At 69.7% G+C, this 23,384-nt stretch carries 24 protein-coding genes and 1 pseudogene; 10 read left to right on the plus strand and 15 right to left on the minus strand.

What is annotated here, in order from left to right; genetic code table 11:
• The coding region (locus ABZ928_RS09730) for a serine/threonine-protein kinase (protein ID WP_361516524.1) at positions 1–1,365 on the minus strand (1,365 nt) is incomplete at its 3' end.
• Positions 1,366–1,643: 278 nt separating this feature from the next.
• Here ABZ928_RS09730 and ABZ928_RS09735 point away from each other — a divergent pair.
• From ABZ928_RS09735 to ABZ928_RS09745, 3 genes are all read left to right on the plus strand, one after another.
• On the plus strand, positions 1,644–2,999 hold the full coding sequence (locus ABZ928_RS09735) for an aspartate aminotransferase family protein (protein WP_361516526.1): 1,356 nt from the start codon (positions 1,644–1,646) through the stop codon (positions 2,997–2,999).
• 151 nt (positions 3,000–3,150) lie between these two features.
• Entirely contained in the window at positions 3,151–3,846 is a 696-nt protein-coding gene (locus ABZ928_RS09740) for a GntR family transcriptional regulator (protein ID WP_361516527.1), read from the plus strand.
• Positions 3,847–3,983: 137 nt separating this feature from the next.
• Positions 3,984–4,634 carry a hypothetical protein gene (locus ABZ928_RS09745; RefSeq protein ID WP_361516529.1) on the plus strand — a complete coding sequence of 217 codons (651 nt, stop codon included), beginning with the start codon at positions 3,984–3,986 and terminating at the stop codon, positions 4,632–4,634.
• A gap of 3 nt (positions 4,635–4,637) precedes the next feature.
• Here the strand turns inward: ABZ928_RS09745 and ABZ928_RS09750 are convergent, their stop codons facing one another.
• The 5 genes from ABZ928_RS09750 to ABZ928_RS09770 form a co-directional block, all read right to left on the minus strand.
• Entirely contained in the window at positions 4,638–4,928 is a 291-nt protein-coding gene (locus ABZ928_RS09750) for a hypothetical protein (protein WP_361516530.1), read from the minus strand.
• 106 nt (positions 4,929–5,034) lie between these two features.
• On the minus strand, positions 5,035–5,448 hold the full coding sequence (locus ABZ928_RS09755; RefSeq protein WP_361516532.1) for a hypothetical protein: 414 nt from the start codon (positions 5,446–5,448) through the stop codon (positions 5,035–5,037).
• Positions 5,445–5,708, minus strand: coding sequence for a hypothetical protein (locus tag ABZ928_RS09760; RefSeq protein ID WP_230396234.1), 264 nt, complete (start codon positions 5,706–5,708; stop codon positions 5,445–5,447). Before ABZ928_RS09760 ends, ABZ928_RS09755 begins: the two co-directional genes overlap by 4 nt.
• Positions 5,709–5,832: 124 nt before the next feature.
• Positions 5,833–6,567, minus strand: coding sequence for a hypothetical protein (locus ABZ928_RS09765; protein ID WP_361516534.1), 735 nt, complete (start codon positions 6,565–6,567; stop codon positions 5,833–5,835).
• 274 nt (positions 6,568–6,841) lie between these two features.
• On the minus strand, positions 6,842–7,276 hold the full coding sequence (locus ABZ928_RS09770) for a hypothetical protein (RefSeq protein WP_361516536.1): 435 nt from the start codon (positions 7,274–7,276) through the stop codon (positions 6,842–6,844).
• 125 nt (positions 7,277–7,401) lie between these two features.
• On the opposite strand from ABZ928_RS09770, the gene ABZ928_RS09775 reads away from it, so the two are divergent.
• Together ABZ928_RS09775 and ABZ928_RS09780 are read left to right on the plus strand one after the other, a co-directional pair.
• Complete coding sequence (locus ABZ928_RS09775; protein ID WP_361517614.1) at positions 7,402–8,241, plus strand: helix-turn-helix transcriptional regulator; 840 nt, start codon at positions 7,402–7,404, stop codon at positions 8,239–8,241.
• Positions 8,238–8,486 carry a DUF397 domain-containing protein gene (locus tag ABZ928_RS09780; RefSeq protein ID WP_361516538.1) on the plus strand — a complete coding sequence of 83 codons (249 nt, stop codon included), beginning with the start codon at positions 8,238–8,240 and terminating at the stop codon, positions 8,484–8,486. Before ABZ928_RS09775 ends, ABZ928_RS09780 begins: the two co-directional genes overlap by 4 nt.
• 361 nt (positions 8,487–8,847) lie before the next feature.
• Here the strand turns inward: ABZ928_RS09780 and ABZ928_RS09785 are convergent, their stop codons facing one another.
• The 5 genes from ABZ928_RS09785 to ABZ928_RS09805 form a co-directional block, all read right to left on the minus strand.
• Positions 8,848–9,846, minus strand: coding sequence for a peptidoglycan-binding protein (locus ABZ928_RS09785; RefSeq protein WP_361516540.1), 999 nt, complete (start codon positions 9,844–9,846; stop codon positions 8,848–8,850).
• A 1-nt stretch (position 9,847) separates the two neighbouring features.
• On the minus strand, positions 9,848–10,024 hold the full coding sequence (locus tag ABZ928_RS09790) for a hypothetical protein (protein ID WP_361516542.1): 177 nt from the start codon (positions 10,022–10,024) through the stop codon (positions 9,848–9,850).
• A 40-nt stretch (positions 10,025–10,064) separates the two neighbouring features.
• Positions 10,065–10,937, minus strand: coding sequence for a helix-turn-helix domain-containing protein (locus tag ABZ928_RS09795; protein ID WP_361516543.1), 873 nt, complete (start codon positions 10,935–10,937; stop codon positions 10,065–10,067).
• A gap of 81 nt (positions 10,938–11,018) precedes the next feature.
• Positions 11,019–12,821: a 5'-nucleotidase C-terminal domain-containing protein gene (locus ABZ928_RS09800; RefSeq protein ID WP_361516545.1), complete on the minus strand. Its 1,803-nt coding sequence runs from the start codon at positions 12,819–12,821 to the stop codon at positions 11,019–11,021.
• A gap of 182 nt (positions 12,822–13,003) precedes the next feature.
• Positions 13,004–14,287 (minus strand): adenylosuccinate synthase, encoded by a 1,284-nt coding sequence (locus ABZ928_RS09805; protein ID WP_361516547.1) that lies wholly within the window; start codon positions 14,285–14,287, stop codon positions 13,004–13,006.
• 211 nt (positions 14,288–14,498) lie between these two features.
• Here ABZ928_RS09805 and ABZ928_RS09810 point away from each other — a divergent pair, with 211 nt between their 5' ends.
• Positions 14,499–15,383, plus strand: a complete 885-nt coding sequence (locus ABZ928_RS09810) for a diacylglycerol kinase family protein (RefSeq protein ID WP_361516549.1) — start codon at positions 14,499–14,501, stop codon at positions 15,381–15,383.
• 58 nt (positions 15,384–15,441) lie between these two features.
• On the plus strand, positions 15,442–15,861 hold the full coding sequence (locus ABZ928_RS09815) for a DUF6086 family protein (protein ID WP_361516551.1): 420 nt from the start codon (positions 15,442–15,444) through the stop codon (positions 15,859–15,861).
• On the opposite strand, the pseudogene ABZ928_RS09820 reads toward ABZ928_RS09815, so the two are convergent.
• The 3 genes and pseudogenes from ABZ928_RS09820 to ABZ928_RS09830 all read right to left on the minus strand — a co-directional run bounded on the left by ABZ928_RS09820 (position 15,858) and on the right by ABZ928_RS09830 (position 18,631).
• Positions 15,858–16,453: pseudogene (locus tag ABZ928_RS09820) on the minus strand (Uma2 family endonuclease). The gene ABZ928_RS09815 and the pseudogene ABZ928_RS09820 sit on opposite strands and share 4 nt — an antisense overlap.
• Positions 16,454–16,490: 37 nt before the next feature.
• Positions 16,491–17,249: an ethanolamine ammonia-lyase subunit EutC gene (eutC, locus tag ABZ928_RS09825; RefSeq protein WP_361516552.1), complete on the minus strand. Its 759-nt coding sequence runs from the start codon at positions 17,247–17,249 to the stop codon at positions 16,491–16,493.
• On the minus strand, positions 17,246–18,631 hold the full coding sequence (locus tag ABZ928_RS09830; protein ID WP_361516554.1) for an ethanolamine ammonia-lyase subunit EutB: 1,386 nt from the start codon (positions 18,629–18,631) through the stop codon (positions 17,246–17,248). The genes eutC and ABZ928_RS09830 overlap by 4 nt, the downstream gene beginning before the upstream one ends.
• A 171-nt stretch (positions 18,632–18,802) precedes the next feature.
• On the opposite strand from ABZ928_RS09830, the gene ABZ928_RS09835 reads away from it, so the two are divergent.
• Positions 18,803–20,311, plus strand: coding sequence for an APC family permease (locus ABZ928_RS09835; protein ID WP_361516556.1), 1,509 nt, complete (start codon positions 18,803–18,805; stop codon positions 20,309–20,311).
• 18 nt (positions 20,312–20,329) lie between these two features.
• Here the strand turns inward: ABZ928_RS09835 and ABZ928_RS09840 are convergent, their stop codons facing one another.
• Positions 20,330–20,818: a MarR family transcriptional regulator gene (locus ABZ928_RS09840; protein ID WP_361516557.1), complete on the minus strand. Its 489-nt coding sequence runs from the start codon at positions 20,816–20,818 to the stop codon at positions 20,330–20,332.
• 74 nt (positions 20,819–20,892) lie between these two features.
• Here ABZ928_RS09840 and ABZ928_RS09845 point away from each other — a divergent pair, with 74 nt between their 5' ends.
• On the plus strand, positions 20,893–21,798 hold the full coding sequence (locus ABZ928_RS09845; protein WP_361516559.1) for an ABC transporter ATP-binding protein: 906 nt from the start codon (positions 20,893–20,895) through the stop codon (positions 21,796–21,798).
• The gene (locus ABZ928_RS09850; protein ID WP_361516561.1) at positions 21,798–23,366 is read left to right on the plus strand and encodes an ABC transporter permease; all 1,569 of its coding nucleotides are present in this window, start codon (positions 21,798–21,800) and stop codon (positions 23,364–23,366) included. The genes ABZ928_RS09845 and ABZ928_RS09850 overlap by 1 nt, the downstream gene beginning before the upstream one ends.
• Positions 23,367–23,384 lie beyond the last annotated feature (18 nt).

Raw genomic sequence — 23,384 nt, forward strand, 5'->3', positions numbered from 1 at the left:
CACTCCGGCTCCGGCACCGCTATCAGCTTCGGCTCCAGTCCCAGCCCCGACACCAGCACCGGCACCAACCCCAGACCCGACACCAGCCCCAGCACCGGACCCGCCACCGACACCCGCACCCGGCCCGCCCCCGACACCCGCTCCGGCTCCGGCTCCGGGGCCAGCTCCGGCTCCGGGGCCAGCTCCGGCGCCGGGGCCCACTCCGGCTCCGGCACCGCTATCAGCTTCGGCTCCAGTCCCAGCCCCGACACCAGCACCGGCACCAACCCCAGACCCGACACCAGCCCCAGCACCGGGCCCGCCACCGGCACCCGCACCGGGCCCGCCACCGACACCCGCACCCGGCCCGGGCCCGCCACCGGCACCCGCACCGGCACCCGGCCCGCCCCCAGCCCCGCCTCCAACGCCCGTTCCAGCCCCAACCGCCGGTCCACCCCCGGGCCCCTCCGGATCCTCCGTCTCCAGCAACCGCACCGCATGCCGCCCGAGTTGCGCCACCAGCGCGCTCGGCAGCCACGGGTCCCGGGACCGTCCGCCCGACACCGTGTCCTCGGCGCCCGACCGGTCCAGGACCTGGTCCAGGGTCGGGCGGGCCGCGGGGTCCTTCTTCAGGCAGGCGCGGACGAGGTCGGCGAGGCCCTCCGGTACGCCCTCCAGGTCGGGTTCCTCCTGGGCGATCCGGAACATGAGGGCGTGCACCCCGCTGCCGCCGGAGCCGAAGGGGAGCTTGCCGGTGGCGGCGTACGCGAGGACCGAGCCGAGGCAGAAGACGTCGCAGGCCGGGGTGATCCGGTCGCCGCGCACCTGCTCGGGCGCCATGAAGCCGGGCGAGCCGACCAGTGAGCCGGTGCGGGTGAGGCCGCCGTCGGCCAGGGTCTCCAGCGCCCGTGCGATGCCGAAGTCGATGACCCTCGGTCCGTCGATCGTCACGAGCACGTTCGACGGCTTCAGGTCCCGGTGCACGATCCCCGCCGCGTGGATGTCCTTCAGCGCGTGCGCGAGCCCGGCGGCGAGGATCTTCACCGACCGCTCCGGCAGCGCCCCGTGATCGTGCCCCACGACCTGCTGAAGGCTGGGCCCGGCGACATACCCGGTGGCCACCCACGGCACCGCCGCCTCGGTGTCGGCGTCCAGAACCGGCGCGGTCCAGTACCCGCCGACCTGCCGCGCGGCCCGCACCTCCTGCCGGAACCGCGCCCGGAACTCCTCCTGCGCGGCCAGTTCCTCACGCACCAGCTTGACGGCGACGGTACGCCCCCGGTCCGACCGCGCGAGGAACACCTGCCCCATCCCGCCTGCCCCGAGCCGCGCCAGCAGCCGGTACGCCCCGATCCGTTGCGGATCCCCCGCCCCCAGCTTCTCCATCGCAGGACCTCCCCCGAATTCCCCCGTGCGCGCCACCCCTGTGCGGCGGCCCACGATATTGCGGGCATACGGGCACGATAGTGCGGCCGTACGCGGAGGTCGGCGGAGCGGGGTCGACGGTTCCGTAACGGAGCGAACCAGTGGCGTCACGACAAGGCACCGCCCGCTCCAAGCCAAGGCACCGACCCCCCAAGCCCGACAACCTGTCGCGGAAACCCCCCGTCCACAGACAGGACGCCGATACCGCTTCCGTATCGCGGACATTTACGCTCACCCGCATGACCCCTCAGCCAAACCCCGAGGTCGGCGCCGCCGTGAAGGCCGCGGACCGTGCGCATGTGTTCCACTCCTGGTCCGCGCAGGAGCTCATCGACCCGCTCGCCGTCGCCGGCGCGGAGGGGTCGTACTTCTGGGACTACGACGGCAACCGGTACCTGGACTTCACCAGTGGCCTCGTCTACACCAACATCGGCTACCAGCACCCGAAGGTCGTCGCCGCGATCCAGGAACAGGCCGCAACCCTGTCCACGTTCGCGCCCGCCTTCGCGATCGAGGCGCGGTCGGAGGCGGCGCGGCTGATCGCCGAGCGGACGCCCGGTGACCTGGACAAGATCTTCTTCACCAATGGTGGGGCCGATGCCGTCGAGCACGCTGTTCGCATGGCGCGGCTGCACACCGGGCGGCCCAAGGTGCTCTCCGCCTACCGCTCGTACCACGGTGGTACGCAGCAGGCGATCAACATCACCGGCGACCCGCGCCGCTGGGCCTCCGACAGCGCCTCCGCCGGTGTCGTGCACTTCTGGGCGCCGTACCTGTACCGCTCCCGCTTCTACGCGGAGACGGAGGAGCAGGAGTGCGCGCGGGCCCTTGAGCACCTTGAGACGACCATCGCCTTCGAGGGGCCGGGCACCGTCGCCGCGATCATCCTGGAGACCATCCCCGGCACCGCCGGCATCATGGTCCCGCCGCCCGGCTACCTCGCCGGCGTCCGTGAGCTCTGCGACAAGTACGGGATCGTCTTCATCCTGGACGAGGTCATGGCCGGGTTCGGGCGCACCGGTGAGTGGTTCGCGGCCGATCTGTTCGGGGTCGTGCCCGATCTGCTGACCTTCGCCAAGGGCGTCAACAGCGGTTACGTCCCGCTCGGCGGTGTCGCCATCTCCGGCGCCATCGCGGAGACCTTCGGGAAGCGGCCGTACCCCGGCGGGCTGACGTACTCCGGGCACCCGCTGGCCTGTGCCGCCGCCGTCGCGACGATCAACGTCATGGCGGAGGAGGGTGTCGTCGAGAACGCCAAGAACCTCGGTGCGACCGTCGTGGAGCCCGCCCTGCGCGCGCTCGCCGAGCGGCACCCCTCCGTCGGCGAGGTCCGCGGTGTCGGCATGTTCTGGGCGCTGGACCTGGTCAAGAACAAGGAGACGCGCGAGCCGCTGGTGCCGTACAACGCGGCCGGTGAGGCCAACGCCCCGATGGCCGCGTTCGGCGCCGCCGCCAAGAAGCACGGCATCTGGCCGTTCATCAACATGAACCGCACCCATGTCGTGCCGCCGTGCAACGTCACCGAGGCCGAGCTGAAGGAAGGCCTCTCGGCGCTGGACGCGGCGCTCTCCGTGGCGGACGAGCACACGGAGTAGCCGTCAGGGGTGACAGGCACCGGCAAGGGCCGACCGGCGCTACGCGGGTAAACACCTCGAGAACCCGAACGCGTAAGGTGGCGTGCTCGTACACATGGACGTGTACGTGTATGTGTACGCCACCCGACCGCCATCAGGGAGAGGCCCGACCATGCCCGGCACCGGCGCCGTGACCCGCAACACCCTGCGGCAGCAGATCGCCGACGCCCTGCGCGACGAAGTGCTCGCGGGGCGTCTTCAGCCCGGGCAGGAGTTCACGGTCAAGGAGATCGCCGAGCAGTACGGGGTCTCCGCGACCCCGGTCCGCGAGGCGCTCGTCGACCTCTCCGCTCAAGGTCTCCTGGAGGCCGACCAGCATCGCGGTTTCCGCGTGCACGAGTACTCCCTCGCCGACTACCGCGGCATCATCGAGGCCCGCAGCCTGGTCATCGACGGCATGTTCCACGCCCTCGACAACGGCCACCAGGGGTTCGTCCACGACCCCGACAACTCCCGGGTCCTCGCCGCCCTCGCCGGAGTGCGGCGGCGCGGTGAGGAGGCCCAGCGGGCGGCCGCGGCCGGCGACATCACCGTACTGATCGGCTACGACCTGCGCTTCTGGCGCGAACTGGGAGCCGTCTTCGGCAACCCCTACCTCTCCGACTTCCTGCACCGGCTGCGCGTGCAGTCCTGGGTCTGCGCCGTGCAGCACCTGCGCCGCTTCACCGATCTGCGCGGCCGGCTGTGGGCCGAGCACACCCCGCTGATCGACGCCCTGGTCGCCCGGGACACGGCGGCGGCACGGGAGATCGTCAGCGCCTACAACGCGCACTCCCTCGCGGTGGTCGAGAAGCTGGCCGACGGATAGGCCGTCAGCCGCCGGAGCATGGGTACCAGAGCATGGATACGGGGCACCAATGGGACACCAGGGGGAAGCCACGACCCGCCGTACCGATTACTCTTCCCTGACCACTTCGCTACACCGTGCTATGCGAGGAGCCCTCTTTGGCCTGTGACCTGTGGCTGGTACCGCTCGTCGACGTGTTGTGCCACACCCCCGACAACCCGTTCGCCGAGGAACTCGCGCAATTCAACAAGGTGCTCACCGAGTCCGGTCTGCCACCGGTGCCGGTGTACCAGTACATGCCGGGCCTGTCCGGCGAGGTCGCCCCGGTGGCCGGCTTCGACTACGACGCCCTGCACTTCCTGCGCCGCGCGTACCTCCTCCAGGTCTGCGGTCTGCCGGTGACCCCGGTCGACGAACTGGGCGGGGACTACGAGCAGTTGCTGGAGATGTTCGAGACGACGGCCCAGCAGTCGCACCTCGTCTGGCACTACGACCACGCGGGCGCGTACGTCCCGGTCGACTTCCCGCACCCCCTCGCCAACGACGAACTCCTCGCCAGCGGCGGCCCCTTGGGCTCCTCCCAGACCCTCCTGCGGGAGCTGGAGCTGGTGGCCCCCGTGATCGGCATCGACCCGGCCAACCCCCCGGCACCGCCCCAGCCGCCGCTGGGCCCCACGGAGTTGGAGGAACCGGCGGTCCCCGCCCCGTACGACCCCAGCCCCTTCGCCCGGGAACGCCACGTCTGGCTGGGCCTGCACGCGGCGGCGACGCGGAGTCTGGCGCAGGGCTCGATGATCATCTTCAGCTGAGGCTCAGCGCAGCGCGGAGAGGCCCTTCTGCAGGTCCTCGGCGTTCATGACCGGGGTCATGTCCAGCTCGGCGTCGAGATCCATGAAGAAGGGCTCGCCGGTCGGCGGCATCTGGGAGCTGTCCTGCATGTCGAAGACCAGGTAACAGGTGCGGACCCCGTGGTCGAGGGTGAAGTAGGCGGCCTCGGGCTTGATGTTCTCCAGGGCTTCCTGCATCAGCTGGGGCAGCTTGCCGCTGCGGATGAGGTCGTTCGCCTTCTCGGTGTTCAGGGACGCCTTGAGCAGGACGCGCATCGCACTCACCTTCTCTCGTTAGTGGACACGCGTACGTTTACAGCGTAAGGCCAGGAGGGGAGAGGTGAAACCCAAACACCGAGCGCCCCCTCCCCCTCCCTTCGGCTCATCGCGGACGCGGGAGCCTGATCGTGCGTACGAGGGGCAGGTCCGCGTACAGGTCGGGGTCGGCAGTCACGACGTGCCGCCCGTCCGGCCAGTCGACGGTCGGCCGGGACAGATGGACTGCATGACCGAGCCGCCACTCCACGCCGTCACGCAGCAGAGCCCCCACCGTGGACGCACCCGCGAAGTCCAGCTCGACGATCTCGACGGCCGGGAGGGCGCCGATATGCTCCGCGATCCCCTTGCGCATACCGTCGGCGGCCGCCAAGCAGAGCGCGGGCACGTAGACATGCCGGGTGGGTCCGTGCTCGGTGTTGGCGACGAACTGCGAGGCGAGCGAGTTCCCCGAACCCAACGCCAGCAGCGCCGACTCGTCGAAGACGACGCCGGTGGACGCGGCCCTCGGCGCGCTCACAGGCTCTCCACCGGCCGACCGGCCTCAAGGTCCTGCCAGACCTTCTCCACCCGGTCGTGATCCTCGTCGGTGAACGTCACCCCGAAGTGCGTCTCGCAGTACGCCTTCGTCTCCTCGTACCGCTTGCGCAGCTCCTCCTTCGTGGGGGTGGCTCCCGCCAGCTCGGCGATCAGGTCACGCATGGTCATTCCGCGCTCGCGGGCGAGCACCATGAGGCGGTCACGGACAGCGGGGTCGACCTTGACGGTGGTGTCAGCCATGACGCAAGTATACCGGCGGTATACCGTGTCGGCTCGTTCGAGCAACACTGTCATCGCATTCCTTTCGGTTGGGTTGACCCGGCCCGCACATGCGCGAGCCGGGAGCTTGAGTACTCGGGTACGCCTACGCAGGCGCCGCCTGCCCCCGCAGCAAGGCCCGCGCCAACGCACCCCCACGCCGGGCCGCGTCCACGTAGACGCTCTCGCCGGGCGTGCGCTGCAAGATCTCAACGACCTTGACAGGAGCCGCAGTCGGCGGCGCCGGGCGTTTGCGGCGCAGTCGGTTCTCGATGATCGCGGCGGCCGAGTACATCCGACGCGGAAGCCCGTCCGTCAGCGCGGCCCGCACCTGCGCACTGCTCGCCCCCGCGTCCCACCACGCCTCCACGAGCGGCGCGAGCCGCAACGCCTCGGCGGCACCGAGAGTGAGCCGGGGCTCACTGCGGCCGAGCGAGCCGAGGAGCTTCGCGGCGAGCGCGGTGCGCTCGCTCGGCGCGGCCGGAGGCGCGGGCGGCGGGGAGGGAGGTTCTTGCTCCCCGGTGCTTTCCCCCGAAGGGGGCTCGCCCGGCGCCGCGTCAGCCGACTCTCCGGAGGCCAGGTTCTCGGGCTCCAGCACAGCTTGCGGCTCGGCTTCCGGAGATTCACTCTCCGGTGCGTCCGGAGGCTCTTCGTCGTACGGAGTATCGAAAACCTCGTACACGGTGAAGAGTTGCCCGTTCTCCCGACTCTTCCTCACCACCCGCCGCAGATACCGGGATTCCTCCAGCTCATGCAGGGCGGCGGCGATCCGGGCCCGCCCCTCCTTGCGCTGATCCGAGAGGCTTCGGATGTTGGCGCGGGCGCCTTCCGGGAGACTCAATAGGTACGTCAGTACGCCGACCGCACACCAGGAGATACTCCGGTCGCGGAGAAGGGCGTTGGAGAACACTGAAAACGCGCGCGCGGGCGTCGTACGATGGATGCGCATCCGGAGCGCCAGCCTTCCTGGTGGAGCTCGCGCTCCTGGTGTCGAGCCCCCGGGTGTTAGCGCACCGCGGGGGCGTTCTCTTGCTCGTGCTGCCGTGACTCTATGGGCACGCAGAGCGACGAACGCAAGCCGCAACCGGGTTTTACCGGGCGGAAGTTCCCACTTTTCACTCCCCGGAGTGAAGGGCGGTCCGCAGCAGCAGCGTGTGGACGAGACGGTCCGGGCCGGTGGGCGGATAGCGCCAGGAAAACGGCCAAGTCCGGTCGTCCAGCGCGGGGATGGGAATGAACGTCTCCCGGTCCGGCCCCGAGGTCAGTCTCGTCACCCCGTCCGGCCAGGGATGGTGGGCGGTGCTCCCGGCGGCGACCAGGAAGTACACACAGCGCCGCCCGCTCGCGACCTCCAGCACCGGCCCCGGATCACCCCCCGTCATCCGCGCCAGCCGGTCGGCCAGATCGCGCCCCTCGTCGCCGTCGATCCGTACCGCGTCGAACTGGACGCCCGCCTTGCGGAGTTGGACACCCCTGTCAGGGATCCAGTCCGGGAGCTCAGGGACGCACTCGGGGTCGTCGAGGTTTACCTCGTCACTTTGCGTATTCATGCGGACAGTGTCGGCAGGCCCGGCTAGCTTCAACTATGACTCTGCGTCATCGGTCGGTCATGGTCGGCGACCGTGCGTCGCGAGTCGGTACCGGTTGAGTTCGGTTGAGTCCGGAGGTGACCGCGATGGCGCGGGCGGAGAACAAGACGACGGCGGGCGGTACGGCACATCTCGTGGCCACCCTGGCGAAGGCACTGCGCGAGCAGAAGGGGCTCTCGCAGGAGCAGTTCGGGAAGGAGCTGGGCTTCACGGGGTCGGCGGTGAGTGCGATGGAGACGTGCGCGCAGCCGGCGAGCGACCAGATGCTGGTGAAGTTGAAGGAGGTGATCGGCGGCGAGATGGCGCCCGTCTTCGAGGTGGCGCGGAAGTGGATGCTGCTGGAGAAGTACCCGAAGCGGTTCCGGGGGTTCGCGGACATGGAGTCCAAGGCGGTCACCATCTCCTCGTACGAGACGCATGTCGTCGACGGCCTGTTCCAGACGGAGGACTACGCGCGGGCGCTGATCGGCGGCGGCTATCCGCCGGTGTCGGAGGAGAAGCGCGAGGAACTGGTCGAGGCACGGATGGCCCGCAGGCGGCTCCTCGACCGCGCCCCGGCTCCGATGATCGAGCTGATCCTCGAAGAGAGCGTGCTGCGACGGCCGTTCGGCAGCTGGGAGATCCTGCGTGGACAACTGCGCTCGCTCGCCGAGGACGCGCGGAGGGACAATGTCTGTGTACAGGTGCTTCCGCAGGACCGGGGGCTGCACGGGGCGTACGCAGGGGCCCGCGGGCCCATGCATCTCGTGGTGACCGAGGAGCATGAGCACGTCGTGTATCTGGAGGTCGAGGACCAGTCCCTCCTCATCACCGAACCGGTGGAGGTGTCCCAACTGACCCACCGCTATGCGAAGATCCGATCGCAGGCCCTGAGTCCCGACGACTCCCTGGACCTCATCGAGCGACTGGCAGGAGAGGAACGATGAACAGCACCGACACCCTGCGGTGGTTCAAGTCCAGCTATAGCGACGACGGCGGCGGCGCCTGCCTCGAAGTCGCCTACGCCTGGCGCAAGTCGACGTACAGCGACAGCGGTGGCGGCGACTGCGTCGAGATAGCCCCCTGCCCCGGCGCCGCCGTCCACATCCGCGACTCCAAGAACGCCGACGGGCCCAACCTCACCGTGTCCGGGGAGAGTTGGGCCGCGTTCGTGGGGCTGGTCAGGGAGTAGCGCCCTCGGCCGGCTGCTCCTCCCTTCCTCGTCGTCCGCGTGTGCGGGAGGCATGCTTCAACGGAGCAGACCGGCCAGCGCGGAGACCGAGACCAACAGCCCGAGACGACGACGTCCACGGGCGACACCGGCACCAGGCCGGTCCTTGAGAAGAAGATCCATACGGCAACCATGAACGGCGGGGGCGGATCACCGGGCCCGGACACCGCGCCCGGCGCCCCGCAACCACCACCCGAACAGCCCGCCGTCAGCCATCAGCCGGTGCCCGGCTGCGGCCGTCCACATCCGTGACTCCAAGAACGCCGAACGGCCCAACCTCACCGTTTCCGGCAAGAGCTGGGCCGCGTACCCGGCATGCGAACTAGAACGTGCCCGCGTTCAACGCCGTCTGGAGATGCCGGGTCGTGTCCGTGCCCCACTGACCATCGACGCCCGAACCGACCTTCTTCTGAAGGGCCTTGATGGTGTTCGGGCCGATCGCTCCGTCGACCGTCACCTTCAGATAGGACTGGAGCGCCTTCTTGGTGAGCGGGCCGAAGGAGGCGTCGACGGTGAGCTTGGCGCCGTGTTTGTTGAGGGCGCGCTGGAGGGCCGCCGTGGTGTTGGGGCCGAACTCGCCGTCCACCTTGAGCTTTCCGGCGGCCGGCGGGCGCGGGGTCGGCTGGGTGGGCTTGGTGCCGCCCTTGAGTGCGGACTTCATGACGGCGGCGGACTGCGGCCCGTACTCGCCGTCGATCGTCAGGCCGTACTTCTTCTGGAAGGCCCGTACGGCCTTGTCGGTGGCCGCGCCGAAGTCGCCGTCCACCACGAGGCCCGACTTCATGACGGTGTTCAGGTTGCTCTGGAGCGTCTTGACCGCCGCGCCCTTGGAGCCCTTGCGCAGGATGCCGTCGGTCGACGGCAGCGGGCTGGCGTCGCCGTAGCTGGGGCGGCCGTAGCCCACCACGCAGGCCGAATTGCGGCTGCGGCGCTGGCACTTGTCGCTGGTGTTGCCCTCGATGGTGGTGATGGTGCCGTTGGAGTGCACCGCCTCGACGACGCCGACATGGTCGATGCGGCTGATGCTGCGGCTGCCGTCCCAGTCGAAGAAGACGATGTCCCCGGCGCGGATCCCGCCGAGCCCGTAGTGCCAACGGCCCCGAGACTTGAAATTGTTGGCGTGCGCGACGGTGTACGCGAACTTGCCGCCGACCGCGCTGAGGTTGTCCGAGTGGGCGGCGGCGTAGCTGACGGTCATGTCGCACCACGCGTCGTCGAAGCCGTACCAGTCGGTGACCTTGTTGCTGTTGGAGCCGGGCGGATACTCCCCGGTGCCGATGAGTGCGCGCATCTGCGCGAGCATCCCCGCGACGGATCCCATGTCAGACCTCCGCGTTCTCGGGGAAGACGGAGATGTCCCCCTTGACGACCTGCTTCGGGTCCTGGCTCACCCCGGTCTGGTCCGGGTCGACGTCGAACACCCCGGCGCCGCCGCGCGGTTCGACGGGCTTCTGCGCGCTCGCCGCCGCGGCAGCGGCGACTGCTTCGTTCTCAGCCATACGGTTCCCCCATGGATGTGAAAACGGGTGGTACTGGTCCTCATCCCTGAGTCTGCTGAGCCGCGAGGAGAGTGTCGTTGGCGGTACGCGCACTGTTTGTTGGCAGGGAGCGCACCCGGAACGCCGACGGCGCGACGCCGTACGCGGTGCGGAACGCCCGGCTGAAATCGGCGGGTTGGGCGAACCCCCAGCGGGCCGCGAGGACATGCACCGGCACATGGGCGAGGCGCACCTCGGCCAGGTCCCGGCGGCACCGCGCCAGCCGCTGCGCCTTGATCCAGGCGGCCACGGTCAGCCCCTCACGCTGGAAGAGCCGGTGCAGATAGCGGGTCGAGATGTGGTGCGCGGCGGCCACGTCGTCGGGAGTGAGGCGGCCGTCGCCCAGGTGTTCCAGGATGTACGCCTGGATCCGCGGCAGGCGGGGTTGTTCCGGGCGGCCCTGTAATGGCCTCAAGTCCAGCAGAGCGCCCGCCAGTTCGAGCACCGCCTGCCCCAACCGCCGTTCCTCGGCGGGCCGGTACGGGGTGGTGTCCCGGGCCAGCCCGGTCAGTAACCCGGCGACCAGCCCGCCCAGCCCTTCCCGGCCGCTGAACGTACGCGCCACGCAACGCGCCGGATCGCCGGGGACGACATGGAGATGGGCGGTGACGACCGTGTTCCGGGGCGCGGTGAACGCCAGCCGGAACGGCCGTCCCCCGTCCAGCAGCACCAGATCCCCGCGGCCGGCCCGTGCCGTCCGGCCCACCTGGTCGAGGACGAGCTCCCCGGCCAGCAGCAGCGCCAGATGGTACGGTCCCCCGCCGCCCCCGGCCAGCGACCGGGCCGGGCAGCGCACGGCGGACACCCGCACCCCGCCCAGCTCCCGCACGCTCCCCGGCCTGCCCAGCTCGCCGATCCAGCCTTCCGTATCCATCGGTCCCCCCGAAGCGAATGAGTACGTCTGGTACCAGAGTTACCAAGTCCTCATAAACGTCCGGTGGACGTTGTGTCCCCGTCAGAACACAGGCGTCCCGCCCTGCGTCAGCCTCCAGTTGGTGACGGCGAAGTCGGCGGGGTTCAGCGTCCCCTTCGCCGTCACGTAGTCGATCATCAGCTGGCGGATCTCGTTGGTGGAGCTGTACGCGATGTCGGCGGAGGCGATGTGCGGGTACCCGGAGCCGCCGTTGGCACGGTAGTTGTTGACGGCGACGACGAATACCTGGTCGTCGGTGACAGAACTCCCGTTGTAGGTGAGGTTCTTGATCCGCGAGCCCTCCGCCGCCGCGATGTCGATGTCGTACGAGACCCCCGCGGCGGTGTCGTACATGTAGTCCCAGAAGCTGTTGGCGTTGGTGAGGGTGGCGGTGTCGACGGCCGTTCCCGCCGGGACCTGGTGGTAGTACTTCGCCGCGAACTCCAGGTAGTCCTTGAGCTGGGCGCCGGTGAGCTTCTTGCCGTACAGGGTGTTGTCGTAGATGTAGAGCCCGGCGATGTCCTTGATGGTCACGCTGCCGGCCGGGATGTCGGCGGTGCGGGAGAAGGGCGCGGCGACGGAGATGAGCGGAAGGGCCGCGTCACTGGCCGACAGTCCCGCCTTCACCGTGTCCATCTGCACCTGATGGATGAAGTCCATGATCGGGACGTCCTTCCAGCAGGACTCGGCGGCCGAGAGGTCCTCGGTGCAGGTGCCGACCGCGGTGTTGACGTACTTCACGACCAGCTCGTGGTCGGCCTCCAGGAGCTTCTTGATCTCCGGGTCCTCTTCGACGGTGTTGGGGTTGAGGGTCTGGGAGGTCTTGCTCGTCACCTTCCACTGCCCGTGCACGAGTTCCAGCTCGAAGTCGAAGACGCTGAGCCGGTAGCCCCAGCAGTACGGCTCGGAGAGCAGGACGTCCTCGCCGGTCTCCGCGTTCTTCACGGTGTACGAGGGGACTTCCACGTGCGTGTGGCCGACGAGGATCGCGTCGATGCCGGGGACCTGCTCGGCGACGAGGTTGGAGGCGTTCTCGACGTACGGGAGCGCGTCGCCGTAGGAGGTCGATCCGTCGAGCCCGGAGTGGTCGGTCAGGAAGACGACGTCACAGCCGAGCGCGCGCAGCCTCGGCACGTACTTCTTCGCCTGCTCGACCAGGCCCGGGAAGACCATCCTGCCGCTGACGTTGTCCTTGTCCCACAGCGCGATACCGGGGTTGGTGAGCCCGAGGATGCCGACCTTGATGTCGGGCGCGCCCGGCACACAGATCCGCTTCACGGTGTACGGCGGGAACGCGGGCCGCAGGGTCTTGGCGTCGAGGGCGTTGGCGCCGAGGAGGGGGAAGCGACACTGGCTCTCGAACTTCCGCAGCACCTCGATGCCGTAGTTGAACTCGTGGTTGCCGAGGGCGGCGGCGTCGTAGCGCATGTGGTTCATGGCGACGGCCATCGGGTGCTTGACGCCCTTGCCGGTGATGGGCTGCACGCGCGCGAAGTAGTAGGCGAGCGAGGTGCCCTGAATGATGTCCCCGGCGTCGACGAGCAGCACCCGCTCCTCCCCCTTCGCCGCCCGCTGCTGCTTGATGAGCGTGGCGACCCGGGCGACACCGACGGAGTTGCCCTTGCTGTCGGAGTAGGCCGCGTCCTTGTAGTAGTCCCAGTCGAAGACGTGGCTGTGCAGGTCGGTGGTGCCGAGGATGGAGAACGACCAGGTGCGCGGCTTCCGTTCGGCGGCTTCGGCGGCTTCGGCGGTACCGGTGCCGACCGCCCCCGCAGCGGCTACGGCCGCACCGGTGACGGCCGACTTCTGCACGAACTCGCGGCGGTTCATGGGACTGACGGGCATACGGAGCTCCTGGGACGGGAGAGGGAGGAGGGCACAACTACCCGCGTAGATAGTTGCGTTCCTCTACTTCCCGGTGAAACCAGGAAACGGCCATGGGCCGGTCAGAAAAGGCCATGGGCCGGTCAAGGAGTTCCATGACCGGCCCACGGGCAGAGGTGCGTCCTAGTGCGTCCTGGTGCGCCTTAGATGAACGAGTTGATCTCGATCGTCTCGTCGCGGCCCGGGCCCACGCCGATCGCGGAGATCGGGGCGCCGGACATCTCCTCAAGGGCCTTGACGTACGCCTGGGCGTTCTTGGGGAGGTCGGAGAAGGACTTGGCCTTGGTGATGTCCTCGGACCAGCCGGGGAGGGTCTCGTAGATCGGCTTCGCGTGGTGGAAGTCGGTCTGGGAGTAGGGGAGCTCCTCGACTCGCTTGCCGTCGATCTCGTAGGCGACGCAGACCGGGATCTGCTCCCAGCCGGTGAGGACGTCGAGCTTCGTGAGGAAGAAGTCGGTCAGGCCGTTGACGCGGGTCGCGTAGCGGGCGATGACCGCGTCGAACCAGCCGCAGCGGCGGTCGCGGCCGGTGGTGACGCCCCGCTCGCCGCCGATGCGGCGCAGCGCCTCGCCGTCCTCGTCGAAGAGCTCCGTCGGGAACGGCCCCGAGCCGACACGCGTGGTGTACGCCTTCAGGATGCCGATGACCCGGCTGATCTTCGTCGGGCCGACGCCGGCGCCCGTGCAGGCGCCGCCCGCGGTCGGGTTGGACGACGTCACGAAGGGGTACGTGCCGTGGTCGATGTCCAGGAGGGTGCCCTGGCCGCCCTCGAAGAGGACGACCTTGTCGTCCTCCAGGGCCTGGTTGAGGATCAGGACGGTGTCGGCGACGTACGGCTTCAGACGGTCCGCGTAGCTCAGGAGCTCCTCGACCACCTGGCCGACCTCGATGGCGCGGCGGTTGAAGACCTTGGTGAGGAGCTGGTTCTTGCCGTCGAGGGCCGCCTCCACCTTCTGGGCGAGGATCGACTCGTCGTACAGGTCCTGGATCCGGATGCCCACGCGGTTGATCTTGTCGGCGTAGGTCGGGCCGATGCCGCGGCCCGTGGTGCCGATCTTCCGCTTCCCGAGGAAGCGTTCCGTCACCTTGTCCACGGTCACGTTGTAGGGCGTGATGACGTGAGCGTTACCGCTGATCAGGAGCTTGGACGTGTCGACGCCGCGCTCGTTCAGCCCGTTCAGCTCGGAGAACAGGACCGACGGGTCGATGACGACACCGTTGCCGATGACCGGAGTGCACTCCGGGGTCAGGATTCCGGAAGGGAGGAGGTGAAGGGCGTACTTCTGGTCGCCCACGACTACCGTGTGGCCGGCGTTGTTGCCGCCCTGGTAGCGCACCACATAGTCAACGGATCCGCCGAGCAGGTCCGTCGCCTTTCCCTTGCCTTCGTCACCCCACTGAGCACCGAGCAGCACAAGTGCGGGCACGCGCGTACACCCCTTCCGGGCGGGGCATGTCCAAGGTCAGGGGCGTACGCGACACGGCCTTGTGCCTCGTACCCCGGCGACCAGCTTCGGCCACCTGTCGGCCGGCGTCGGCCGCGAACCCGTCGGACCCGGATGCCCCGGAATAGACGAAGCCCCTGGCGCAATAGCGCAAGGGGCTCTTGCACAAAGATGCTACCCGAGGAAGCGAGGCATGACCGAGGTGGCGACTTCCGACCAGCTCCTCGTGGTCATCGACCCGGTCGCCCGGAGGACGGACGGCGAGTCCGTACGGATCGCGAAAGACGTGCTCAGCGCGGGTGCCACCACCAAAGTGTGCCTGCCGGAGGGCCCCGAGGAATTCGCCCGCGTACTGGCCCGAAGAGGGTCCCGGCGGCCTGTCGTCGTCGGCGACGACCGGGCTCTGGTGCGTGCGGTGTCCCTGCTGCACCGGCAGCGGGAGCTGGCCGGATGTGCGCTGTCGTTCGTGCCGGTGGGCGCGGGGCTCACCGTGGCGCGTTCCCTGGGGGTGCCCACGGGCGCGGTGGCGGCGGCGCGGGCGGTCCTGGACGGGGCCGAGCGGCGGCTCGACCTGCTCGTCGACGACAGCGACGGGGTGGTCCTTGGCGCTCTGCGGATCCCGGCGCTGCCGGGTCCTCCGGAGGCGGAGCAGGAGCCTGAGCCTGAGCCTGGAGCTGAGGCTGGGGCCTTGGGCTCGGCTCCCGGGCGGCCCTGGCTGCGCACCTGCCAGTCCCTCGTACGGACCCTCGTCCCGGCCCGCCCGGCGCGGGACCTCCACGCCCCCGCACCCCGGCCCGCCCGGCTGCGGGTCGAGGTCGACGGGGTGACACTGATCGACCTCGACCAGCCGCTCGAGACGGTCTCGGTCACCCCGGGCGACTCCGGCACGGCCGCGGTGGAGGTACGCCCGCTGTCGGTGGGCGCGGAGGCGTCCCCGCTGCTGGCCCGGGGACGGACGGTGACCGTCTCGGGAACGGACTTCCGGTACCGGGCGGACTCCGGGGTGTGGGGGCCGGTACGGCGGCGGACGTGGACGGTGTGGGAGGGGGCGCTGGGGCTGACGTTGCCGGGGAGGTGAGGGGTCGCTGTTACCGTGCCGGTCCGCCGAATCGCACGGAAAGACGCCGAGGACACCAATGAGCCAGTACTTCGAACTCGACGGCGAGACCCTGTGGAACCCGTCGAACGGTGCCGCCCGGCTGTTCCTCGCGCAGGTGCGGGTCTACGAGGAGGAGGTGGGCGTTCCGTCGGGCTTCGGGCCGATGGAGAACGACGAGTGCCAGGTCGACCCGGCCGCCCTCGCCCCCTTCGCGGACGCCCTGATCGCACTGCACGACCGCACCCGGCACGCCGTCGTCGACGCGCTGTCGGAGGGTTTCGTCGCGACCGTCCTGGTGCTCGCCGAGCGGGCCGGCATCGAGGTACGGCGCCCCGTCGTCGCGGACGGCGGCCTTGAAGGGCTGCGGGACGTACAGGTGCCGCTGTCCGACGCCGAGGACAGGGCCGTACGACTGCGGGAGCGGACGGGGCTTCTGGGGCGCCGGATGCCGCGCTAGGCGTCGGGCTGGTCGTCGGTCCGTCCGTCGGACTTCTCTTGGGGGCGCCATGCAAAGCCGTCGGTGTCGAGCGGGCAGTCGAACGGCGCGGGCATCAGGAGCGTCTCCCCGAACGGCCGCGTGCAGTGCGATTCGTATCCCTTGGCGGACGGCGTCCAGAACACGCTGGCACGCTCCTCCTGCATGTCGAGGGCCAGATAGACGGGGACGCCGGCCCGTCCGTAGACCCGGACCTTGTCGGTCAGATCGTCGTCGCGGGTGGAGGGGGAGGTCAGCTCGGCAACGAAGGAGAGCGCGTCGCCGTCCAGGCGGTTGCTGGTGGTTCTGAAGGTCGTCGATGGGTCGCGTAGACGTCGGGTTCGTAGGCGCGCTCGTCCCTCGGGAAGAGATACAGCAGCGGCCCTGCTCTAATGACGTGCCCTTCGGGCAGGTGGGGGCGCAGCTGTCGGCATACACGCTCCATGACGCGGGCGTAATAGCCCAGGGGCCACGGCGACAGCACGATGTTCCCCCGGATGATCTCCACCCTGAATCCGGGCGGCACCTTCAACTCGTCACCGGCGTCCAGCAGGTCCTCGAAGCTGGGAGACATGAAGGGCTCGCCTTCTTCCGTGGCGGTCGATCACCACTCAAAGTAGCTGCTCCTGTACAGCCTCGCTGTCGCTCTCGTCCTTCAGCCCCACACCCGTCACCCCGAGCTCCCGCGCCCTCCCCATCAACCCCGCCAACTTCCCCGCCGCCCCCTCATACGACAGCCCCAGCGGCGGCCTGATGTTGGACAGGCAGTTCCGGTCGGCGTCCGTCGTCACCCCCGGCACCGGCCGGTACGTCAGATACGCGCCCAGGGAGTCCGCCGCCGACATGCCGGGCCGCTCACCGACGAGGACGACGACCATCGCGGCGCCCATGGCGGAGGCCACGTCGTCGCCCAGGGCCACCCGCGCCTGCTCGGCCAGCACCACCGGGGCGACCCGCCAGTCGCCGAGCCGCGCGACCGTCTCGCGCACCACCGCCGCCGCATGCTCGTGCACCGCCCGGCTGGACAGCCCGTCCGCGACGACGAACACCACGTCCCACTCCCCCACCGGCACATGCGCGCGGTCGGTGGTGTCCAACCGGCGGCCCAGGTCGGGGCGTTGGAGGTAGGTCAGCCGGTCGCCGGCCGCGCTGCGGACCCGTACCGTCGGCATGCCCGTCAGCCCGGCCGCGACCCGGTCGGGGTCGAAGGGGGAGTGGACCGCGTCCCGGGCCGCCGCGTGCGCGGTCTGCAACTCCAGCCGGTGCCGGGTCGGGAGCGCCGAGCCGGAGCGGCCGAGGCCGATGCGGGCCTGGGTGTGGCGGCGGAGGGAGGTCCACAACTCGCCACCGCCTACAGCTACTTCACTCATGCCGCCAGTTCCCTTCCGATCGCCGTCAGCGGATGCCCGCCCGGCACCTCCCTGATCGCCCCCCGTTCGTCCAGCAGGCCGATCGACGACAGCCACGCCTCGAACTCCGGTGCCGGGCGCAGGCCCAGCACCTCCCGCAGGTACAACGCGTCGTGGTACGAGGCGGATTGGTAGTTCAGCATGATGTCGTCGCCGCCCGGCGTGCAGATCACGAAGGACGCCCCGGCCACGCCGAGCATGGTGAGCATCGTCGCCACGTCGTCGTCATCGGCGTCCGCGTGGTTCGTGTAGCAGATGTCCAGGCCCATCGGCAGGCCGAGCAGCTTGCCGCAGAAGTGGTCCTCCAGGGCGGCGCGGAGGATCTGGCGGCCGTCGTAGAGGTACTCCGGGCCGATGAAGCCGACCACCGTGTTCACCAGCAGGGGGTCGTAGCGGCGGGCGACCGCGTATGCCCTCGCCTCCACCGTCTGCTGGTCCACCCCGTGGTGCGCGTCGGCGGAGAGCGCGGCGCCCTGGCCGGTCTCGAAGTACATGACGTTGCGACCGACCGTGCCCCGGTCCAGCTTCAGCGCGGCCTCGTACGCCTCGTCGAGCAGACTCAGCGTCACGCCGAAGGAGGCGTTCGCCGCCTGTGTACCCGCGATGGACTGGAAGACCAGGTCCACCGGGGCCCCGCGCTCCATCAGGTCCACGCTCGTCGTGACGTGGCACAGCACGCAGGACTGGGTGGGGATGGCGTAGCGCTGGATCACTCCGTCCAGGAGTTCCAGCAGGTCCCGTACCGCCTTCGGGCTGTCCGTCGCCGGGTTGATGCCGATGACCGCGTCACCCGAGCCGAGCAGCAGGCCGTCCAGCAGGGCTGCCGCCACACCGGCCGGGTCGTCGGTGGGGTGGTTCGGCTGGAGGCGGGTGGCCAGCCGCCCCGGGAGGCCGATCGTCGAACGGAAGGCGGTGATCACCTGCACCTTCCGCGCCACGGCCACCAGGTCGGCGTTCCCCATCAGCTTCGACACCGCCGCCACCATCTCGGGCGTGAGCCCCGGAGCCACCGCGCTCAAAGACGGACCGTCCGCCGCCAGCAGCCACTCCCGGAACTCGCCGACCGTCATCCCCGCCACCGGAGCGAACGCCGCCGCGTCATGCGTGTCCAGGATCAGCCGCGTCACGTCGTCCGTCTCGTACGGGATCAGCGGCTCGGTCAGGAAGGTCGTGAGCGGCACCTCCGCCAACGCCCAGCGCGCCGCGACCCGTTGGCGCGCGCTCGTCGCCGCGAGGCCGGCGAGGTGGTCGCCGGAGCGTTCGGGGCTCGCGGCGGCGAGGAGGCGGGCGAGGGTGTCGAAGCGGTGGCGTTCACCGCCGAGGACGGATGTGTACACGGTCATGCCGGGGACCGTACGAGCCACGTGTTGCCATGAGATTTCCGCGCGGGTTCCCAGAAGTTCTAAAGGTCTGGTTGACAAACATTTAACGCCCCGAGACCCTTGGCCGACTCATTCGGCCTACAGAGTTCCGGTCCATCGCACCAGTTGAGAAGTAGGAGAGGAGCCTGCCCCATGGCAGTGGACGAGGGAGTCGCCCCGGCGGCTGGAACAGAAGAGGGCGGCACCGTCCACCGGCTCAAGCCCAACGCCATCGGCCTGCTGGGCGTGGTCTTCATGGCGGTCGCGACCGCCGCGCCCATCACCGCGATGACGGGCAACGTGCCCTTCATGGTGTCGGCCGGCAACGGCATCGGCGCCCCGGCGAGCTACCTCGTCGCAATGGTCGTACTGGCAATCTTTTCCGTCGGCTTCACGTCGATGGCGAAGCACATCACCTCCACCGGAGCCTTCTACGGCTTCATCTCCTACGGCCTCGGCCGCACGATCGGCCTCGCCTCCGGACTGCTCGCGACCTTCGCGTACGTCGTCTTCGAGCCGGCGCTCATCGGCATCTTCTCGACCTTCGCGACCGACACCCTGAAGGACCAGACCGGGGTCGACATCCCCTGGTGGGCGTTCGCGGCCCTGATGCTCGCGATCAACGCGACCGGCACCTGGTTCGGCGTCTCGGTCGCCGAGAAGCTGCTCGTCGTCCTGCTCGCGACCGAGGTGACGATCCTCGCCGCGATGGCGATCTCCGTCGCCCTGCACGGCGGCGGCCCCGACGGCTTCAGCCTCGACCCGGTCAACCCCGTCAACGCCTTCCACGGCACCAGCGCCGGGCTCGGACTCTTCTTCGCCTTCTGGTCGTGGGTGGGCTTCGAGTCGACGGCGATGTACGGCGAGGAGTCCCGCAACCCGAAGAAGATCATCCCCAAGGCCACGATGATCTCGGTCCTCGGCGTCGGCGTCTTCTACGTCTTCGTCTCCTGGATGGCCATCACGGGCACGGGCGAGTCGGACGCGGTCAAGGTCGCCACCGAGAACCCCCTCGCCCTCTTCTTCAACCCCACCGAGCAGTACGTCGGCCACTGGGCGGTCGTCGTCATGCAGTGGCTGATGATCACCGGCTCGCTCGCCTGCGGCATGGCCTTCCACAACTGCGCCGCCCGCTACATGTACGCACTGGGCCGCGAGGGCGTGATCCCCTCCCTGAAGAACACCCTCGGCCGCACCCACGCCAAGCACGGCTCGCCGCACATCGCGGGCCTGGTCCAGACGGTGGTGACCGCCCTGTTGCTGATCGCGTTCTGGGTCGCGGGCAAGGACCCGTACACCGGTACGTACGTCCTGCTCGCCATCCTCGGCACCATGGCGATCCTCATCGTCCAGGCCGTCTGCTCCTTCGCGGTCCTCGTCTACTTCCGCAAGAACCACCCCGAGAGCCGCCACTGGTTCCGCACCCTCACCGCCCCGGTCGTCGGTGGCGTGGCGATGCTCGCGGTGGTCGCCCTGCTGGTGTCCAACATGGGCGCGGCGGCGGGCACGGAGTCCGGTTCGCTGGTACTGAAGGCCACGCCGTGGCTGGTGGGGCTGGTGGCGGCGCTGGGCATCGGGTACGCGCAGTACTTGAAGCGCCGGTCGCCGGAGAGGTACCAGTTGCTGGGCCGGACGGTGCTGGAGGAGACGAAGGAGCGGTAACTCCTGGTCGGGTAACTCCTAGTCGCCGAACAGCTGTTGGCGGTGCGCACGCCACCGCTCCATCATGGCCGAGATCTCGCCGTCGACGAATTCGAAGAAGGCGAGCGTCTCGGCCATGCGGCGTCCCGCGGGCGTCTCGGCACCGAGGCTCGTGACGCCCTCCCGCAGGGCCACCTCCCACCGCTTGAGCACGGCCTCCCGGTTGGTCAGCGCCTCGTACCACTGATCCCCGTGCACCCGGTACCGCTCCCGGCGCGACCCCGGCTCCCGCTCCCGCGAGACCATGTGGGTCTGGGCGAGATAGCGCACCGCCCCGGAGACACCGGCGGGGCTGATCCGCAAAAGCTCGCCCAGCTGGGCCGAGGTCAGCGAACCCTCGTCGGAGGAGAGCAGCGCGGCGAACACCCGGGCCGGCATCCGGGGCATCCCCGCCTCCACGAGCTGCGCCGCGAAGGTCTCCACGAACTTCGAGACGGCCTCCGGATCACGCTCCACCGCATCTGCCATGGTCACCACCCTAACCGGGCTTCATACGCTTCCTTAACTTCACAAATTTCTGAAAGAAGCGTACGTTCGGAAACATGACGAAGGCAAACCGCGCCATCGAGGTATCCGGCCTCCACAAGTCGTTCGGCAAGACGCACGCGCTCGACGGACTCGACCTGGACGTCGAGGCCGGCGAGGTGCACGGATTCCTCGGCCCGAACGGCGCCGGCAAGTCCACCACCATCCGCGTCCTGCTCGGCCTGCTGCGCGCCGACTCCGGCGCCGCGCGGGTCCTCGGCCGCGACCCGTGGGCGGACGCGGTGGATGTGCACCGCCGGATCGCCTACGTCCCCGGCGACGTCACCCTGTGGCGCAACCTCTCCGGCGGCGAGGTCATCGACCTGTACGGCCGTCTGCGCGGCGGCCTCGACACGGCCCGCCGCGCCGAACTGATCGACCGCTTCGAGCTGGACCCGACGAAGAAGGGCCGCACCTACTCGAAGGGCAACCGCCAGAAGGTCGCCCTCGTCGCCGCGTTCGCCTCGGACGTCGACCTGCTGATCCTCGACGAACCGACCTCGGGCCTCGACCCGCTGATGGAGGAGGTCTTCCAGCGCTGCGTGGAGGAGGAGCGCGACCGGGGCCGTACGGTCCTCCTCTCCTCCCACATCCTCAGCGAGGTCGAGGAGTTGTGCGACCGGGTGAGCATCATCCGCAACGGCCGTACGGTCGAGACGGGTTCGCTCGCCGAGCTGCGCCATCTGACCCGGACGAGCGTGTCGGCCGAACTGGCGGGCCCTCCCAACGGGTTGGCACATCTGCCGGGAGTGCACGACCTCGATGTCCAGGGCCATCGGGTCCGCCTCCAGGTCGACACCGACCAACTGGACGGCCTGCTGAGGCAGTTGAGCGAGTCGGGCGTACGGTCCCTGACCTCGACCCCGCCCACCCTTGAGGAACTCTTCCTGCGCCACTACCAGGACGAGGAGGCGGCGTCGTGATGACCTCCCTCGCGGGCACGGGCGTCCTGCTCCGCTTCTCCCTGCGCCGGGACCGTCTGATGCTCCCGGTCTGGGTCGCGGTGAACACGCTGATGGTCCTCTCCATGCCGAACACCCTGAAGGGCCTGTACGGCACGGATGCCGAACGCGCCGACCTGATCCACCAGGTGGAGACCAACGCCTCCTTCCGCGCCCTGATCGGCCCGGTCTTCGACACCGACCTGGGCGCACTGACGGCCTGGCGCGTCGGCGTGTACGCGGGGTTGGTCGCGGCGGCGATGAGCCTGCTGATCGTGGTCCGGCACACCCGCGACGAGGAGGAGAGCGGCCGCCAGGAGCTGGTGGCCTCGGGGATGGTGGGCCGTAGGGCTTCGTTGACGGCGGCGCTGCTGGCCGCCGGGGTCGCCAACGCCGTACTGGCCCTGCTGGTGACGGCGGGCCTCGCCGGTCAAGGAGCCGTCGGGGCCCTCGCGTTGGGCCTCGGACTCGCGGCGGTCGGCATGGTGTTCGCCACGATGGCGGCCGTCGTCGCCCAGCTGACGGAGAGCGCCCGACTGGCGCGGGGCCTCACCTCAGCGGTCCTCGGCGCGGCCTTCGTCCTGCGCGCGGCGGGCGACTCCGCGACGGACGACGGCAGTTCGGTCCTGACCTGGCTGTCACCGCTCGGCTGGCTGGAGAACCTGCGGCCGTACGCCGACGAACGCTGGTGGGTACTGCTGCTGTTCGCGGTAGCGGTGGCCGTACAGGCAGGCGTGGCCTACGAGTTGACCGCCCGCCGCGACCTCGGCATGAGCTTCTTCCCCACCCGCCCGGGCCCCGCCGTGGGCGGCCTGGGAAGCGCGGGGGCACTGGCCTGGCGGCTCCAACGGGCCAGTGTGCTGGGCTGGTCGCTGGCCTTCTTCGTCGTCGGCGTCGTCTACGGCGGCCTCACGGACGGCGTGGCCGACCTCGTCGGCGACAACGAGAACGCCCGCGAGATCTTCGAGCGCATGGGCGGCCAGAGCGGACTGACCGACGCCTTCCTCGCGTCGATGGTCGGCATGATGGGCCTCATCGCGGCCCTGTCCGTGGTCGGTTCGGTGCTGCGGCTGCACGGCGAGGAGACATCCGGCCGCGCGGAGCCGGTACTGGCCGGACCGGTGGGCCGGTTGCGGTGGGCCGCCGGGCACCTCCTGGTCGCCTTCGGCGGGGCGGTGCTCATCATGCTCGTCACCGGTCTCGGCTTCGCCGTGGGCTACGGCAAGGAGGTCGGGGCCATCCTCGGGGCGTGCCTCGTGCAGGTGGCCGCGGTATGGGTGATCGGCGGACTGGCGGTCGCCCTGTACGGCCTGCTGCCGCGTGCGGCTCCGGCGGCATGGGGTGTCGCGGGCGCGGTCCTGCTCATCGGCTGGGTCGGCCCGGCGCTGGACGCTCCGCAGGCGGTGCTGGACGTGTCACCGTTCGGGCATCTGCCGAAGTTGCCGGGCGGGGAGATGAGTTGGACTCCGGTGACGGCTCTGCTGGCCATCGCGGTGGCGCTCGTCGCCGTGGGGTTGGCGGGGTTGCGGCGACGGGACATGACGAGCTGACCGACGGGACTGGGGACG

The organism is Streptomyces sp. NPDC046909, assembly GCF_040644695.1.
Taxonomy (GTDB): domain Bacteria; phylum Actinomycetota; class Actinomycetes; order Streptomycetales; family Streptomycetaceae; genus Streptomyces.

Bases quoted from the DNA above. Each gene is read 5' to 3' on its own strand.
- ABZ928_RS09735 (WP_361516526.1), top strand. From the start codon at position 1,644: ATGACCCCTCAGCCAAACCCCGAGGTCGGCGCCGCCGTGAAGGCCGCG.
- ABZ928_RS09740 (WP_361516527.1), top strand. From the start codon at position 3,151: ATGCCCGGCACCGGCGCCGTGACCCGCAACACCCTGCGGCAGCAGATC.
- ABZ928_RS09750 (WP_361516530.1), bottom strand. From the start codon at position 4,928: ATGCGCGTCCTGCTCAAGGCGTCCCTGAACACCGAGAAGGCGAACGAC.
- ABZ928_RS09760 (WP_230396234.1), bottom strand. From the start codon at position 5,708: ATGGCTGACACCACCGTCAAGGTCGACCCCGCTGTCCGTGACCGCCTC.
- ABZ928_RS09770 (WP_361516536.1), bottom strand. From the start codon at position 7,276: ATGAATACGCAAAGTGACGAGGTAAACCTCGACGACCCCGAGTGCGTC.
- ABZ928_RS09775 (WP_361517614.1), top strand. From the start codon at position 7,402: ATGGCGCGGGCGGAGAACAAGACGACGGCGGGCGGTACGGCACATCTC.
- ABZ928_RS09780 (WP_361516538.1), top strand. From the start codon at position 8,238: ATGAACAGCACCGACACCCTGCGGTGGTTCAAGTCCAGCTATAGCGAC.
- ABZ928_RS09785 (WP_361516540.1), bottom strand. From the start codon at position 9,846: ATGGGATCCGTCGCGGGGATGCTCGCGCAGATGCGCGCACTCATCGGC.
- ABZ928_RS09790 (WP_361516542.1), bottom strand. From the start codon at position 10,024: ATGGCTGAGAACGAAGCAGTCGCCGCTGCCGCGGCGGCGAGCGCGCAG.
- ABZ928_RS09795 (WP_361516543.1), bottom strand. From the start codon at position 10,937: ATGGATACGGAAGGCTGGATCGGCGAGCTGGGCAGGCCGGGGAGCGTG.
- ABZ928_RS09800 (WP_361516545.1), bottom strand. From the start codon at position 12,821: ATGCCCGTCAGTCCCATGAACCGCCGCGAGTTCGTGCAGAAGTCGGCC.
- ABZ928_RS09810 (WP_361516549.1), top strand. From the start codon at position 14,499: ATGACCGAGGTGGCGACTTCCGACCAGCTCCTCGTGGTCATCGACCCG.
- ABZ928_RS09815 (WP_361516551.1), top strand. From the start codon at position 15,442: ATGAGCCAGTACTTCGAACTCGACGGCGAGACCCTGTGGAACCCGTCG.
- eutC (WP_361516552.1), bottom strand. From the start codon at position 17,249: ATGAGTGAAGTAGCTGTAGGCGGTGGCGAGTTGTGGACCTCCCTCCGC.
- ABZ928_RS09830 (WP_361516554.1), bottom strand. From the start codon at position 18,631: ATGACCGTGTACACATCCGTCCTCGGCGGTGAACGCCACCGCTTCGAC.
- ABZ928_RS09835 (WP_361516556.1), top strand. From the start codon at position 18,803: ATGGCAGTGGACGAGGGAGTCGCCCCGGCGGCTGGAACAGAAGAGGGC.
- ABZ928_RS09840 (WP_361516557.1), bottom strand. From the start codon at position 20,818: ATGGCAGATGCGGTGGAGCGTGATCCGGAGGCCGTCTCGAAGTTCGTG.
- ABZ928_RS09845 (WP_361516559.1), top strand. From the start codon at position 20,893: ATGACGAAGGCAAACCGCGCCATCGAGGTATCCGGCCTCCACAAGTCG.
- ABZ928_RS09850 (WP_361516561.1), top strand. From the start codon at position 21,798: ATGACCTCCCTCGCGGGCACGGGCGTCCTGCTCCGCTTCTCCCTGCGC.